The organism is Aquimarina hainanensis (assembly GCF_042684685.1).
Lineage (GTDB): Bacteria > Bacteroidota > Bacteroidia > Flavobacteriales > Flavobacteriaceae > Aquimarina > Aquimarina hainanensis.
In genome coordinates, this window is sequence record NZ_JBHULX010000001.1 from 174,299 (window position 1) to 188,120 (window position 13,822).

Below are 13,822 nucleotides of genomic sequence, written 5' to 3' on the forward strand. Positions count from 1 at the left end.
CTTTTGGTGTTTTAATTGAAAGATATTAAGTAAAATAGACTTGTGCTATATTCAAGTTTAATTGTATTTTAGTAGCTCGTAAATTTTTAAAATCAACAGTTATGTTGTTAAAAAAGATAGTAATTTTCTCTTTTTTGCTTTGTACAGCAATCGCATTCTCTCAAAAAAAAGAGGAAAGAAAAGCTACATTAGTAACAACAGCTAAATATATGAGAGAGGTTACTCCGATTTCCGGGAAAAAATTAATTCCTGAGAAACCGAGGCAGGGACCTATCAACCCCAGAAGAACAGATGGGAATAAGATAGTGCCGGGAAAAGGGTATCCGGTTGGACAGGATGAACTTATTCTGAAAAAACGCAGATCAAAATCTGCACAACGAAGGGGAAAATCTCCTTCTGTTGTTTTTGAAACAAATACCTCGTCAGCAGCACCATCGGATCCGACAGGAGCTGTTGGTCCCAATCATTATGTGAGTGCAAAGAACTTTGCTTTTACAATTCATGATAGGAGTGGGAATGAGTTAGTTGCTTCTACTTCTTTAGAAAATATATGGCCGGGAGAATCTGCAGGGGATCCTATTGTACTATATGATAATTTTGCAGACCGCTTCGTTATCACACAATTTTCTGATACACCCAATGGATTTTTAGTAGCAATATCCAAAGGACCAGATCCGGTTAATGATGGTTGGTATACCTATAGGTTTGAGACAGGAACCTTCCCAGATTATACTAAGTTTTCTATTTGGTCAGATGGATACTACGTTACCGCTAATAAAGATCAAGGAACATTAAATACTTCTGAAGTTGTATTTGCAATCGAAAGAGACAAAATGCTTGTAGGAGATCCGGATGCTCAGATGGTAGGATTTCCATTGCCTGGAGCAAAGATCGGAGGTTTTTATAGTCCGGCATCGTTTAATGCGACAGGGGTGGTATTACCACCAGAAGGAAATGCAAAGATTGCCTACTACCATGATGATGCATGGGAAGGAGTTGCCGAAGACGCGATAAAACTATGGACAATTAATGTGGATTGGTTCAATCCGGAAAACTCGACTATCGAAGAAGCCGAATTATTAACGGTTAGTAATGGAGATATTACTGCTTTTGATTCTGTTTTTGATGGAGGTTCTTTTAGTAATTTACCTCAACCCGGAGGAGAAGGTCAGGATATAGATGTACTACAAGGAGCCTTGATGTTTGCCAGTAATTATCGGAGATTTTGTAGTTATAACAGTGTGGTAATGAATTTTGCAGTAGACATTGATGATCGACCGGATTCGGATAATATAGCAGCAATACGATGGTATGAGCTGCGACAAAATGGAGATGATCAACCCTGGACAGTATACCAAGAAGGGACTTATGAATCTCCTGATGGAAAAAGTGCCTGGTGTGCAAGTATGGGAATGGATCGATATGGGAATATTGGAATGGGATATACAACTATGGGAACAGTGGAAAATGGCGCTACAGAAAATAGTTATCCTTCGATACGATATACAGGACGTTTGATGAATGATCCCCTTGGGACAATGACGATAGTAGAACAGGATATTGCTATTGGTACAGATGTACAGCGAAATGGAGGAGAGCGTTATGGAGATTACGCTCAATTGACAATAGACCCAAGAGATGATCAGACCTTCTGGCATATTGCAGAATATTTTAAAGGTGTAGGGGAAAACTCCAGGAATGTAGTAGGTGCATTTAAAGTAGCGGAAGCAATAACGAACGATATTGGAGTAGTGAGTATTCAATCTCCCGGTGATAAAACTTTTACAAGTTCAGAACAAGTAACTATCATTCTTCAGAATTTTGGGACTGCTTCGCAATCGAATATACCGGTTTCTTATAGTGTAGATGGAGGAGCAGTTGTAAATGAGATTTTTACAGGGACATTGGCAGCAGGAGAACAAGCTTCTTTTACTTTTGATGCAACAGCAAACCTGGCAGGAGGAAAAACATTTACAATTCAGGCAGAATCAAATCTTGCAGGTGATGAAATGACAGAAAATGATTGTGCAACAGTGATTGTTCACAATCTGTTTGCTAAGGATGTTGGAGTGTCGGGACTGGTATCTCCGGTTACAGGAGGAGGACTTTCTGCCGAGCAGGAAATACAAATAAAAATAAGAAACTATGGAGGAGAAGCTCAATCAAATATTCCGGTTTTTTATAGCGTGAATAATGGAGAGCGAATTAATGAAGTATATACAGGTACAATAGCCCCTGATGAGACCGTTACCTATAGTTTTACCACTACAGCAAATTTATTGGAATTTCAGGTATATGAATTCGAGTTGGGAACAGTGTTAGAAGGAGACGAAGACACAGAAAATGATATTCTTTTAAAGACAGTAGAGCATATGTTGTGTTCTCCAACCTCGGATTGTGAGAAATTTGGAGATGGAATTACATCATTTGAGTTGGCTAATGTGTCGAATATGGAAATTCCTTGTGATTCCGGCTATGAAGACTTTACCAATCTGGTGATTAATATAGATAAGGCAGTTGGAGCTTATGTTATGACGGTTAAAGCGGGTTATGCTTCAGATACAGCAGAGCGACTGTCATTATGGGTGGATTTTAATGATAATGCACTATTTGAAGCATCAGAGATGCTATTAGATAATGAAGTTATTAAAGAAGGAGATACAGCGCAGGATTTCTTGATTACATTTGGAGAAAATGCTGTAGAAGGGACACATCTTTTGAGAATTCGTGCAGGAGATACTGAGACGAATGATGGAGGTAAGCTGAATGATGCATGTGATTCTATGCAGTTTGGAACTACACATGATTATTCTATAAAGATTGGAGAAAATACGGTGCCGACAACAGACTTAATTGCTGTTGATCAATCCAATGATAAATTCTTGATAACAATGAGTGACTCTTCGATTGAAGAAGAAGAATTACGAATCTATATTTTTACCATTTTAGGGCAAATAATTGCTTCTAATAAGGTCAGAAGAGATGCCAATGCACGCTTTTCATATGAAATAGATATGTCTTATCGCAGATCGGGAATTTATTTCGCTCGTTTAGGAAATGAAAAAGATGGTAAAGTAGTTAAGTTTGTTGTTCAATGATGAGATCTAATGTTCTCGTATTTTGATCTCATTAATCAAAACTGGGCGTGCATCAGCACATCTGCTTTTTCTTCGTAAACTACTGTATTTAACCCAAACTAGAGCGGGAGGATTTTTTTTGTAAAAATCATTCAGGTTTATAGGGTCTAACTGATCTTTAAATTCTTCGACAGTTAAGACATACGGACATTGTGCATTTTTGTTTGTAGTAATACTTCCCTTACTATATCCTTCTTTCTTCATCTGAGAAACTAAATTTTCTTTAGACATTGTAGCGCTAAGTTTGTTTTTATGTGTGTTCTTCCCTGTGGTACATCCGAGTATGATCATCAATAAAACAGAAATACATATATTTTTCATGTGAATTAGGTGTTAAGTACATACCGTCGTATAAAAATACATTATTTTTTATGGTTTTATGCTTGTAAGTCAGTGTTTATAAAGGGGGTAAATAAGTTGCTGATTATGGGGCGTGCAGAAAACCTTTGCAACAAACCTGCTTTTCTGAGGTATTTAGTATTGAAAAGCAATACCATATATGAAATATTATAGGGCCATTCTGAAATATTATTATGAGATTAATCTATTTAACCTTCTCTTTTGCTTGTTAAGCGGATACCTGTTTGGCGTTTTTTGGGCAATACTATTCTTTTTTACAATAGGGATTGTTATTGGATTGATCGGGTTTCAAATATTTAAAAAGCAGGAATATTATATGTATTATAATTTGGGGTTTACCAGAACAGATTTATTAAAAAAAGTACTTCTGCTACATGGATGTTTGCTTATTCCTTTTACTGGTATAACCGTAATTTTTATATAAGATGAATCAGGCATTGTTTATAGGAGGGATGCATAAATCGTTTAACAGAGTACCTATATTGGAAAATATCTCTTTATGGTGTTATTCTGGAGAGATTATTGGTTTATTTGGCAGAAATGGCTCCGGAAAATCTACGCTGCTTAAATGTATTTATGGAGTGATTAAAAAAGATGAAGGACAGGTGTTAATAGATGGTAAAAGAATGACCTTTCAAAAAATAATCAGAGAGAAAAAGATAGGGTACTTGCCGCAAAATTCTTTTTTACCAAAAGAAAAAAGTGTCAGGGATCTCATCCCTTTGTTTTTCCCGGAAGAAGCGAAGCAAGATGCAATATTTTATGCTCCAGGAGTACATAAACTCGAAAAAACGAGAGTAGGAAAATTATCCTTGGGGGCGCTACGATATCTGGAGGTTCTTTTTTTAATGAACTGCGATCATCCTTTTTTGATGCTGGATGAACCTTTTTCTATGATTCAGCCATTGTATAAGGAAAGAATAAAAGAATTGTTATTGTCCGCCAAGAAAGAAAAAGGAATCATTATTACCGATCATTATTATGAGGATGTATTAACAATATCAGATCGTAATATTTTGGTAAAAGATAGAAAATTGATCCCAATTAATTCAGCAGATGATTTGAAAATAGCAGGATATCTTCGGTAGTCAAATAAGACGTGATATTCGCAGGTTACTTCTTTGGAAATATAGTAGCTTTTAGAATATCTTAGCAATTAGGAATGTGGTATTAGATGTCTGTTAATTTTGGACTACAGTTTAATTTTGTTTAGGATAAAATAGTCACTCAATAGATATTCCAGTTGTTTATTTATAATGTAGATGCACTTAGTTTGTAGTGATAAAAAAGAAATCAATGAAGATCATATCGTATAATGTAAATGGAATTAGAGCTGCCCTCAAAAAAGGATTTATAGATTGGTTGCAACAGGCAAATCCGGATGTTATTTGTCTACAGGAAATCAAAGCGACAAAAGACCAGTTAGATTTGGAAGTTTTTAAAGAAGCAGGATACCCGTATACATATTGGTATAGCGCAGAGAAAAAAGGATATAGTGGAGTAGCGATTCTTTCAAAAACAGAACCCACTCATGTGGAGTATGGTACAGGCATCGATTATATGGATAGTGAAGGTCGTAATATACGGGCTGATTACGATGGAGTATCTGTGATGAGTTTGTACCTTCCCAGTGGGACGAATGTTGCCAGAATTGAACACAAACTAAAGTATATGGCAGATTTTCAGGAGTATATTAACTCCTTAAAAAAAGAGCTGCCGAATCTTGTTATTTGCGGAGATTACAATATTTGTCATCAGGCAATTGATATCCATGACCCGGTTAGAAATAAAAATGTCTCAGGTTTTTTGCCGGAAGAACGAGAGTGGATAGGTGCTTTTATAGACAGTGGGTTTATAGATTCATTTAGGTATTTTAATAATGAACCGCATCAATATTCATGGTGGAGCTATAGAGCAAATGCTCGAGCAAATAATAAGGGATGGCGTTTGGATTATGGGATGGTTTCAAAGCCTCTAGAAGAGAAACTCTCCAGAGCAGTTATTCTTTCGGAGGCAAAACACAGTGATCACTGCCCTATAGTAGTAGAATTATCAGTGTGATAAGAGGTGATTGAAAAAACAATAAAACAATAAAACAGAAGAATAATGATTAGAAGATGGCTGGTGATTACAATGATTGGCGCATTAGCGACATCGTGTGTCTCAACAAAAGTACATAGAGAACTGGAGAATAAATATGCGCGATTAAAGCGAGATCATAGAAAACTGAATGATAAATATGCATCCCTGACAGATGAGAATAACAGGGAGAAAGCAAATTTAGAAAAACTAAGAGGCGATTTTCGAAAATTACAAGAAGAAAGAGATGCATTACAACAACAATATGATAATGCTACAGCAAACTATAAGAAGCTGGAAGATTCTTTTGATGCACTAGGAAGGAATAGTTCTGAGGCGATGGCGGAAAACAGTAGGCAGCACAGAAAATTACTGAAGCAACTGGAGGAGAAAGAAAATGCATTGGCAAAAGAACGAACAAGATTAGAAAAGCTTCAAAAAGATTTGGCATTGAGGTCAAAAAGAGTGGATGAACTAGAAGGGTTAATTGCAGCAAAAGATGCCAAAATGCAGGCGTTAAAAGCATCTATTTCCAAAGCTTTGAGAAATTTTGAAGGAAAAGGACTTACAGTAGAAGAAAGAAATGGAAAAGTATATATCTCCATGGAGAACAAACTGTTGTTTGACTCAGGAAGCTGGGCAGTAGGAGGAAAAGGAAAACAGGCAGTGGATCAATTAGGAACTGTATTAGGGCAAAACCCTGATATAGCAGTACTGATTGAAGGACATACAGATAATGTTCCTTATACCGGAAATGGACAACTAAAAGGGAACTGGGATCTTTCTACTAAAAGAGCGACAGCAATTGTGAATATTTTATTGCAAAACAAAAAAATAGATCCACAGAACCTGACAGCAGCAGGAAGAGGAGAGTTCTCTCCTGTAAGTTCGAATACCAGCACAGATGGAAGAGCTAAAAACAGAAGAATAGAAGTAATATTGACACCTAAGCTGGATGAAATTTCTAAACTGTTGAACGATATTTAATACGATAATGATCATATAAAAAAACGCCTTGGAGAACCCAAGGCGTTTTTTTACGCTGTAAGTAGGAAGTTTATAAACTGTTAAGTATACTTTCTACTTCTTTAGAGTTATTTTCTTTCAGACTTTCCTTCACTCGCTGGAGTACAACCTGAAACTTTTCGATGACTTTTTCAGATTGCATTTTGTCTAATTTAATTTCTTTTCCTGTAGTAGTTACAAGTACATACTCATAGAATTCAATAGGAACGGACTTATCTCTCTTTTTTTGTAGGGATACAGTTCCGTTTTCTTTAACAATGGAAATAACATTTCCTTTTGCAATAACTTTGTCTGTTTCTTTTCCAACATCTGTAGCAACAGAATATACCTGATCAAATACCTCCATTAAGGTAGACCAGTTCTCTTGAGCTTGGGAAGTAAGTCCCAAAGTAAAAACAAAACAAAATAGAAAAATTTTCTTCATGATATTGAGGGTGTTATAAAATGATTAATAAAAACTACTACGATCAGTTTCACGCATTTCTAAACGGAACAAAGATCCTTTTATTGTTAATTATGTAGGTTAAACATGATGTAAAGTAGTTAATTTATTTAACAAAAACCAAAAAGTATGCCATGAATTGAAAAATATAATGAAAGGATTTTTTGTATTAAAAGATTTTCAGGATAATACAGTACTGGTACTATAGTTTTTCGTGATAAAAAGAGAAAGAGATCTTTCTCATGTTTTTATTTTTTACAAATGTATTAGGGTGGATTCGTTAATTTCTATGAATAATTAGCAACAAACATGAAACATAGATATAAAATACATTTAAAAAAAAGGAAAAAACAGATAAGATCTCTTTTTGATATTCTGGCTAATAAAATTTCATCGTATGATCATATAGAACTGTTTTGAGGGTTAAACGATAGTACATTTTTATTTGTGTGCTGGGTTTAGTTTTTTGTATAAATGCAGGAAAAGGGGGCGATTTGGGGTATCAATTAACAAAACATCGGTTGCTCGAGATTAGTTCTTTTTTTACCCTTTTCCTGCTGTCATAGATGAAAGGTGTTATAGTTTATTGTAATAATTTGTATTCGAATTCAGGGTAGCCTCTAAGCCCATCACTATTGGTTAAGGCTGTAAATCTTATTTTATAGATATTGCCATTAGCATCTTTAAGGATGTAATAACGATCTGAATGTGCCACTTTCTTAAAAACACTTCTCCAGCTACTTCCAATAGCTGTTTGGTCTTCGGAGAAAAGAGTATCCTCTACACTCGTTAATGTAAAGTCTTCATAAGGAATATCTTCCGTATTGACTCTATAGGCAGTGACACTTCCTTTTCTATTGTGAATGATAAAATCCGAAAACCCATAAGAACCATATCCGGTAATTGCATTGGTGAATACGGTAAATCCTACATCCCACTTAGATGCTTCCGGTTCTACAGGAACTACTGCATTCTTTTCAAAGCTAAAAAAGGTAAAGTTATAAGCTGCATTCTTGCTGATTCGGATTTGTTGATGAGTAGTGTCATTTAAGTTTGCGTATTGAAGAATATATTCATTCCCTTCTCTGGTAATTCTTATCTTTTTCCAGCCTCTTTTCCCTCCAGAGATACTTACGCTTCCAGGTTTAGGAGTTTCTGTGCTAACTTCGCTTCCTAAATTAAGAAGGTATACTTTATTTTCAGAAGGTGTAACAGAAATTTCTGCAATGGCAGTTTCTAGTATATTTCCGTTAGGAGCGTCAATATATGCAATATTATCTGCTCTGAAAGTCCCTACAGCAACTTCTGGTTGTATAGCAATGACAGAAGCTTCATTGACACTATCGATATCGTCAGTATCTAAGGCTTTTGTAGCCATATATAGAGCTCCGTTTATCGTAACTCTGAAGTGTGCTCCTCCGTAGAAACCTAAATCCCAGGAATCCCTTCTTGGAGTGGTGGCAATTCCGCTACTAAGATCAATAAAAGCTTGATTGGGTTGATTGGGCCCCCCAACATTAACTTGTATATTTCCTCCCAGAGAGGGAGATGTTCCTAGGGCATATTCAATATTCCCTTGTATATTAGATCCGTTATAACTGATGTTCGTGATATTAAGCTTGATATCCGTAGTTTCATCCATATAAGGACTCAATTTTTTGAAGACAATTTTACTGGCAGCTTCTCCAATAGTGATAGGTAATTTAATCTGATTGTTTACAGCTTCAGGAACCGTGGTGAAATCAATACCGTAACGTGCATTTTTGGCATCTATGGAAATAGTAAAACTACCGTTTTCTTCAGCTACCTCAGAATATACAAGTTTGATTTCTGTTTGATTGGGAATCTCCGAAAGATTTGAGGAGAGGTTTTTAAAAGCAACAACAAAAGGATCAGGAGTAAGAGTCTCATCATCACTACATGCCTGAAATAATAGTAGTGTTATTCCATAAAATAGAACAAAGGTTATTTTTTTTATGAGTTTCATCTGTTAGTTTTTTATGAGTTGTCAGATGCAATCAGTCATTCTTTTTATCATTGGTTATATCGAAATGATCGAATGCTTTTTGTCTTTTTATTAAAGGTTGATATCGTATGCTAGTTTTAAGAAATAAGATCTTCCATAAGCAATCGGAATGCTTGTAGGACGACCACTATGTGCTCCTCCGGAAAGCGCATTGGTATCTATAGATCTCACATCAAACAGATTGCGGATTCCGAATGTGGCATGTATTTTATTCGACAGAAAGGACTTTCTGATGGTCGTATTCATCCAGCTATAGGCATCAGTAGTTCCTTTTACAAATACTTGATTCCCTTCTTCGTTGGTTTCTTCACGAAATTGATGTTGCTGACCAATATGCTTGAAATAAACACCGAATACAGTTTTCCATTTAGGAACAGAATATTCCAGGTTTGCATTTAATTGCAGATTGTATAAGAAATCATCTTTGGAGTTTACTTTGCTGTCCAGTATCTTGGAAATTCCAAGAAGAGACCCTCCTACCTGAGCAGAGAAAGTTCCATATCTTAGGGTGTTTTCAGAAAATACACCAAAAGATTTATAACTGTCAATGTTGTTATATTGATATGCTAGAGGGGTTCTGTTTACAACAATTAGTTCTATTCTGTCTTTTAACCCCAGATATGAAGCACTTATTTTATTGCTCAATATTAATTTATCATTTGCTAACCAAGATTGTTTTTTAAGGTGTATAAAAGCAGATACTCCTTGTTCAGGATCTAGACCTGGGTTTCCTTGTATATTGTGATTGACATCTACAAAATATGTAAATAGTTCATTGTAATTAGGTGTTCTGTTAGCAGTACCAATAACAGTTCTTAGTTCTATGTTATTTTTGAATAGATACTTGGAGCTTAAAGATCCGGTATATTGATTTTCGAAAATGCTGCTAAAAGAAATACGTGCTCCCGGACGAATAGAGAATCGATCCGAAAGGTTGATTTCTGACGAGGCAAATATATCATAGTTATCTAAGCTTCTTTTTACTTCTTCTTGCCCTGGGGCAATTGTGATAGCAAATGGAGAACCATTTCCTTCCTCTAAAGTAAGTTCATATCCAGCTTGAAGCGAAAGGGTATTCGAACTTATAATGTTATTAAAGGTACCTCTGGAGAACAGTGCAGATCTTTTTAGGTATTCCTGACTATCTCTGTTTAGCTTTTGATCTTTTCTGATTCGATATGTATATCGTTCCAAGTCTTTTTGCTGTTGCTGGTACGAAACAGAGATGTTGTAATTGGCTTGACCGGAAATCGTTCCAAATCCATTGATGTGATGGTAGTATCTGTTATTTGTAAAGATCTCATCTAACCCTACAGGATCGATTGTTTGCGTTGCTGCATTAGGGTTAAGGTTTACCGTTTTATCAAATTTTTCAATTCGTTCATTAAAATAATTAAACTTATAGAAGAAACGATGGTTCTCTCTGCTTAGGTTGACTAGTAAATTTCCGTTATGTTGTTCTTTAGGGAGCCACTCATGCCCTCTCAATCCATCATCTTTATCGTAGTTTTTTCCTTGATGATCGTTCCAGAAACCTCCAAAATCGTTATGAGTATAAGAGGCATTCCAATAGATTTCATCTGTGAGATTATGACCGATTTTTATAGATTGAACATGTCGCCCTTTATCGAATAATTCATATTCTTCTCCGACAGTTTCTTCCTGAATATAAGCGTCAATTTCCCAGTTGTGTATGGATTGTTTTTTGGTAATAATATTTATAATTCCGGAAACAGCATTAGATCCGTATTGTACTCCCATGGATCCTTCGACAATTTCTACGCGCTCTATATCGTCTAGATTTATTAAGGTAAGATCGGTGTTGTTTCCTACTCCCTCTTCATTAATGACAGGAATATTGTCAATAAGGACTTTAAAATATTGCCCGTCCAGACCAAAAAGGCTTACTCCCGATTTTCCGGAAGATGTATTGGGGATGATATTTAGATTGAGGGTGGTATTTAATATGTCGGCAAGATTATTCCCCGCTTGATTTTCTATTTCGGATCGTGTAATTGTTTTTACTTCAAATACTGATTTTTTTGCTGATTGAGGGTTGTACTGACCTGTCACTACAACTTTGTCCAGACGTTCGATGTTTAAAGAATCTTGGGGTTTATTTTCCTGAGCAAACAAAGGAGCTGTAAGTACTCCCAGGCTCAAGAATAGATATGATTTTAAACGTGTCATTAGTTTTATTCTTTTTTTTATGATGCAAATATATATCTTATTTATATTAAGTCTAAATAAAATTAATGTTTTTAACGTATCGGATTTGTGGGAAAATTCCCTTCTCTTTTTTTGGCAGGGAAGTGGGTTTTTTGAAAAATGGTATATTTGTCGGTAAATAGAAAATCTTTTCTAGTTACCTGTTCTGGAAGAATGAAATTTCTTTGTACTCCATAGTTTTTGAATTAATGTTTAATTTTTAAAACTATTTTATGATGAATTGGAAGATTCAAAAACTATTGAATGGAGAAACGATTATCTCCAAAGAACCAGGAAATTCTATGTTACCTATTTTGAAATCTAAGCAAGCTGTTGTCTTGGTACCTGCTGACTGGATGGATTGCGAACCAGGAGATATTGTTTTTTGCAAGGTAAGAGGTGCTTGTTTTACGCACCTGGTAAAGGCAAAGAATATAAAAAGAGGCGTTTTGATAGGTAATAATAAAGGACATCTTAATGGATGGACGAAGAATGTATATGGAAAAGTGGTCGAGATTTTACCACTTTCATAAAAGTAGCGCGGATAGCGCTTTTTTTATTTCACAGAGTTAATAAATTTCATTCATCAATAGCATTATAGATGGAGAGGTGTAAAGAAGATATAAACTAAAAAAGAACTTCGTCAGAAGTTCTTTTTATAGGTATTAAGAATAGCTTGGTTTATAAGAGTTCTTATTTACTATTAGGGTTGAACCATTCTCCGTTTTTATTAGCGTATACTGTTTTTGTTTCTTCGCCTATCACTAGAACTAATTTGAAGTTTCCTTCTTCATCCTGGAAGGCTTCTTTTATTGTAGCTCCTTCAAAATCTTTTTCTACCGCAGCTTTTACTACATTAGAAACCTGATCAGTTGCTACTTTTGTATACTTTTCCTGAGCTACCTCTATTACTGCTTCTTCTATAGCAGGTGCAGTCTGAGATCCCTGAGCTATGATTGTTGAAGAGAAAGAAACAACAAATACCGCGATTAAAATGCTTAGCTTTTTCATAAGTCTTGAAATTTTTAATTATTAGGTTAATTCGCTTATATCAGAGAAAGAACTGTTCCAAAAGGAAGAATAAAGTAGTCGCAATACTCATCTTTCTGTTTTTCAGTTAATTAGTGTTTTTTGGATTTTTTAATGAATTAAAATTTATTGTGGAAAGAATCATGTAGTTGTGGAATTTCTTCCCAAAAAAGCAATCAACTGCCTTGGAGTAGTGCTACAAAGTATTCAAGGGAAACTACTATAAATTTTTCGGTACAAGTGTCGAAGTTTTTAAATCTCACTAAGTGCATAAAAAGGGGATTTTTTTATAGGTACCCCCTAAAAGAGATTATGTATTTTTGGGAAGACAAAATTGATATGATTACTTAATTCTATAGAGATGAGATATACAAAATTGCCGAATACAGATATTAAGGTGAGTAAAATTTGCTTAGGTTCGATGACCTGGGGGGAGCAAAACACAGAAAAAGAAGGGCATGAACAATTGGATTATGCCATGAGTCAAGGGGTGAATTTTATTGATACCGCAGAATTGTACTCCATTCCTTCCAGAAAAGAAACACAAGGGAGTACGGAAAAAATTATTGGTTCATGGTTGCAAAAGAACAAGAATAGAGATCAGCTGATAATTGCTTCTAAAATTGTTGGTCCTGCAGAGTTTACAGCACATATAAGAGAAGGTAAGTTTGTGAAATCTGAGTTTGAAGACGCTATACATAAAAGTTTAGAAAGGTTGCAGACAGACTATATAGACTTATACCAATTGCATTGGCCGGAAAGAAATACGAATTTTTTTGGCAAATTAGGATATAGTCATTACGAAAAAGAGCTTTGGGAAGATAATTTCGCGGCAGTATTACAAAGTTTGGAAGGATTTATACAGTCTGGTAAGATAAGGCATATAGGATTGTCTAATGAGACACCTTATGGGGTGATGCGTTATATTGAAGAAGCCCGAAAAGGTGCTCCGAAAATGATTACGGTTCAAAACCCATACAGTTTGTTAAATAGAAAAGATGAAATAGGGTTGACAGAGGTGTTGCATAGAGAAAATGTAGGACATTTGCCATACTCTCCTTTAGGCTTTGGACAATTGACCGGAAAGTATTTAGATGCCACTCCTGAAAATGCAAGAGTTACATTGTTTCCTCAATATTCCAGATATCATAATGAGAATTCATTTAAGGCGACGCGTGCCTATAATAAGATCGCCAAAAAATATGGGATTAGTCTTACGCAGATGTCTTTGGCATTTGTTACAGATCGACCTTTTGTAACAAGTAATATTATCGGGGCAACATCTGTAGCACAATTAAAAGAAAATATTGATAGTATTAATCTAACATTGTCGAAAGAAATTCTAAAAGAAATTAATGCAGTACATGCGGATAATCCTAACCCAGCTCCTTAAAAATATCTTTTTTGAAGGAGGTATAATGTTGGAATTGAACGAGAAAATATGTTTGTTTATAAATAGACAAGGTTGTTTACTGAAAAGACTGCAAAAAGAGAGAAGATTGTAATAAAAGAAAT

The 13,822-nt window shown here is 35.3% G+C and carries 12 protein-coding genes; 7 read left to right on the top strand and 5 right to left on the bottom strand.

The window, feature by feature from the left end; all coding sequences use genetic code 11:
* The first annotated feature begins 101 nt into the window (after positions 1–101).
* Entirely contained in the window at positions 102–3,098 is a 2,997-nt protein-coding gene (locus ACFSTE_RS00790) for a GEVED domain-containing protein (protein ID WP_378257951.1), read from the top strand.
* Positions 3,099–3,104: 6 nt separating this feature from the next.
* Here ACFSTE_RS00790 and ACFSTE_RS00795 read toward each other — a convergent pair whose 3' ends face one another.
* Complete coding sequence (locus ACFSTE_RS00795) at positions 3,105–3,458, bottom strand: hypothetical protein (protein WP_176028037.1); 354 nt, start codon at positions 3,456–3,458, stop codon at positions 3,105–3,107.
* Between the two features lie 178 nt (positions 3,459–3,636).
* On the opposite strand from ACFSTE_RS00795, the gene ACFSTE_RS00800 reads away from it, so the two are divergent.
* The 4 genes from ACFSTE_RS00800 (at position 3,637) to ACFSTE_RS00815 (ending at position 6,563) form a co-directional block, all read left to right on the top strand.
* Positions 3,637–3,921, top strand: coding sequence for a hypothetical protein (locus ACFSTE_RS00800; protein ID WP_176028036.1), 285 nt, complete (start codon positions 3,637–3,639; stop codon positions 3,919–3,921).
* 1 nt (position 3,922) lies between these two features.
* Positions 3,923–4,585, top strand: a complete 663-nt coding sequence (locus ACFSTE_RS00805; protein ID WP_378257954.1) for an ATP-binding cassette domain-containing protein — start codon at positions 3,923–3,925, stop codon at positions 4,583–4,585.
* Between the two features lie 208 nt (positions 4,586–4,793).
* The gene (locus ACFSTE_RS00810; RefSeq protein WP_176028034.1) at positions 4,794–5,558 is read left to right on the top strand and encodes an exodeoxyribonuclease III; all 765 of its coding nucleotides are present in this window, start codon (positions 4,794–4,796) and stop codon (positions 5,556–5,558) included.
* A 45-nt stretch (positions 5,559–5,603) separates the two neighbouring features.
* A complete protein-coding gene (locus tag ACFSTE_RS00815; protein WP_176028033.1) occupies positions 5,604–6,563 on the top strand; it encodes an OmpA/MotB family protein in 960 nt (319 codons plus the stop codon).
* A gap of 70 nt (positions 6,564–6,633) precedes the next feature.
* Here the strand turns inward: ACFSTE_RS00815 and ACFSTE_RS00820 are convergent, their stop codons facing one another.
* From ACFSTE_RS00820 to ACFSTE_RS00830, 3 genes are all read right to left on the bottom strand, one after another.
* Entirely contained in the window at positions 6,634–7,026 is a 393-nt protein-coding gene (locus ACFSTE_RS00820) for a hypothetical protein (RefSeq protein WP_176028032.1), read from the bottom strand.
* A 601-nt stretch (positions 7,027–7,627) separates the two neighbouring features.
* Positions 7,628–9,031: an HmuY family protein gene (locus ACFSTE_RS00825; protein ID WP_378257957.1), complete on the bottom strand. Its 1,404-nt coding sequence runs from the start codon at positions 9,029–9,031 to the stop codon at positions 7,628–7,630.
* Between the two features lie 90 nt (positions 9,032–9,121).
* On the bottom strand, positions 9,122–11,260 hold the full coding sequence (locus ACFSTE_RS00830; RefSeq protein WP_254884108.1) for a TonB-dependent receptor plug domain-containing protein: 2,139 nt from the start codon (positions 11,258–11,260) through the stop codon (positions 9,122–9,124).
* Between the two features lie 251 nt (positions 11,261–11,511).
* Between ACFSTE_RS00830 and ACFSTE_RS00835 the strand changes: the two genes are divergently transcribed.
* The gene (locus ACFSTE_RS00835) at positions 11,512–11,811 is read left to right on the top strand and encodes a hypothetical protein (protein ID WP_378257959.1); all 300 of its coding nucleotides are present in this window, start codon (positions 11,512–11,514) and stop codon (positions 11,809–11,811) included.
* A 160-nt stretch (positions 11,812–11,971) separates the two neighbouring features.
* Here the strand turns inward: ACFSTE_RS00835 and ACFSTE_RS00840 are convergent, their stop codons facing one another.
* Positions 11,972–12,289 (bottom strand): hypothetical protein, encoded by a 318-nt coding sequence (locus tag ACFSTE_RS00840; protein WP_176028029.1) that lies wholly within the window; start codon positions 12,287–12,289, stop codon positions 11,972–11,974.
* Positions 12,290–12,668: 379 nt separating this feature from the next.
* Here ACFSTE_RS00840 and ACFSTE_RS00845 point away from each other — a divergent pair, with 379 nt between their 5' ends.
* A complete protein-coding gene (locus tag ACFSTE_RS00845; protein ID WP_378257961.1) occupies positions 12,669–13,700 on the top strand; it encodes an aldo/keto reductase in 1,032 nt (343 codons plus the stop codon).
* Positions 13,701–13,822 lie beyond the last annotated feature (122 nt).

What these genes read in the sequence shown, in the direction of transcription:
- ACFSTE_RS00825 (WP_378257957.1), bottom strand. Translation starts at nt 9,031, where the DNA reads ATGAAACTCATAAAAAAAATAACCTTTGTTCTATTTTATGGAATAACA.
- ACFSTE_RS00840 (WP_176028029.1), bottom strand. Translation starts at nt 12,289, where the DNA reads ATGAAAAAGCTAAGCATTTTAATCGCGGTATTTGTTGTTTCTTTCTCT.
- ACFSTE_RS00795 (WP_176028037.1), bottom strand. Translation starts at nt 3,458, where the DNA reads ATGAAAAATATATGTATTTCTGTTTTATTGATGATCATACTCGGATGT.
- ACFSTE_RS00820 (WP_176028032.1), bottom strand. Translation starts at nt 7,026, where the DNA reads ATGAAGAAAATTTTTCTATTTTGTTTTGTTTTTACTTTGGGACTTACT.
- ACFSTE_RS00830 (WP_254884108.1), bottom strand. Translation starts at nt 11,260, where the DNA reads ATGACACGTTTAAAATCATATCTATTCTTGAGCCTGGGAGTACTTACA.
- ACFSTE_RS00805 (WP_378257954.1), top strand. Translation starts at nt 3,923, where the DNA reads ATGAATCAGGCATTGTTTATAGGAGGGATGCATAAATCGTTTAACAGA.
- ACFSTE_RS00790 (WP_378257951.1), top strand. Translation starts at nt 102, where the DNA reads ATGTTGTTAAAAAAGATAGTAATTTTCTCTTTTTTGCTTTGTACAGCA.
- ACFSTE_RS00815 (WP_176028033.1), top strand. Translation starts at nt 5,604, where the DNA reads ATGATTAGAAGATGGCTGGTGATTACAATGATTGGCGCATTAGCGACA.
- ACFSTE_RS00800 (WP_176028036.1), top strand. Translation starts at nt 3,637, where the DNA reads ATGAAATATTATAGGGCCATTCTGAAATATTATTATGAGATTAATCTA.
- ACFSTE_RS00835 (WP_378257959.1), top strand. Translation starts at nt 11,512, where the DNA reads ATGATGAATTGGAAGATTCAAAAACTATTGAATGGAGAAACGATTATC.
- ACFSTE_RS00810 (WP_176028034.1), top strand. Translation starts at nt 4,794, where the DNA reads ATGAAGATCATATCGTATAATGTAAATGGAATTAGAGCTGCCCTCAAA.
- ACFSTE_RS00845 (WP_378257961.1), top strand. Translation starts at nt 12,669, where the DNA reads ATGAGATATACAAAATTGCCGAATACAGATATTAAGGTGAGTAAAATT.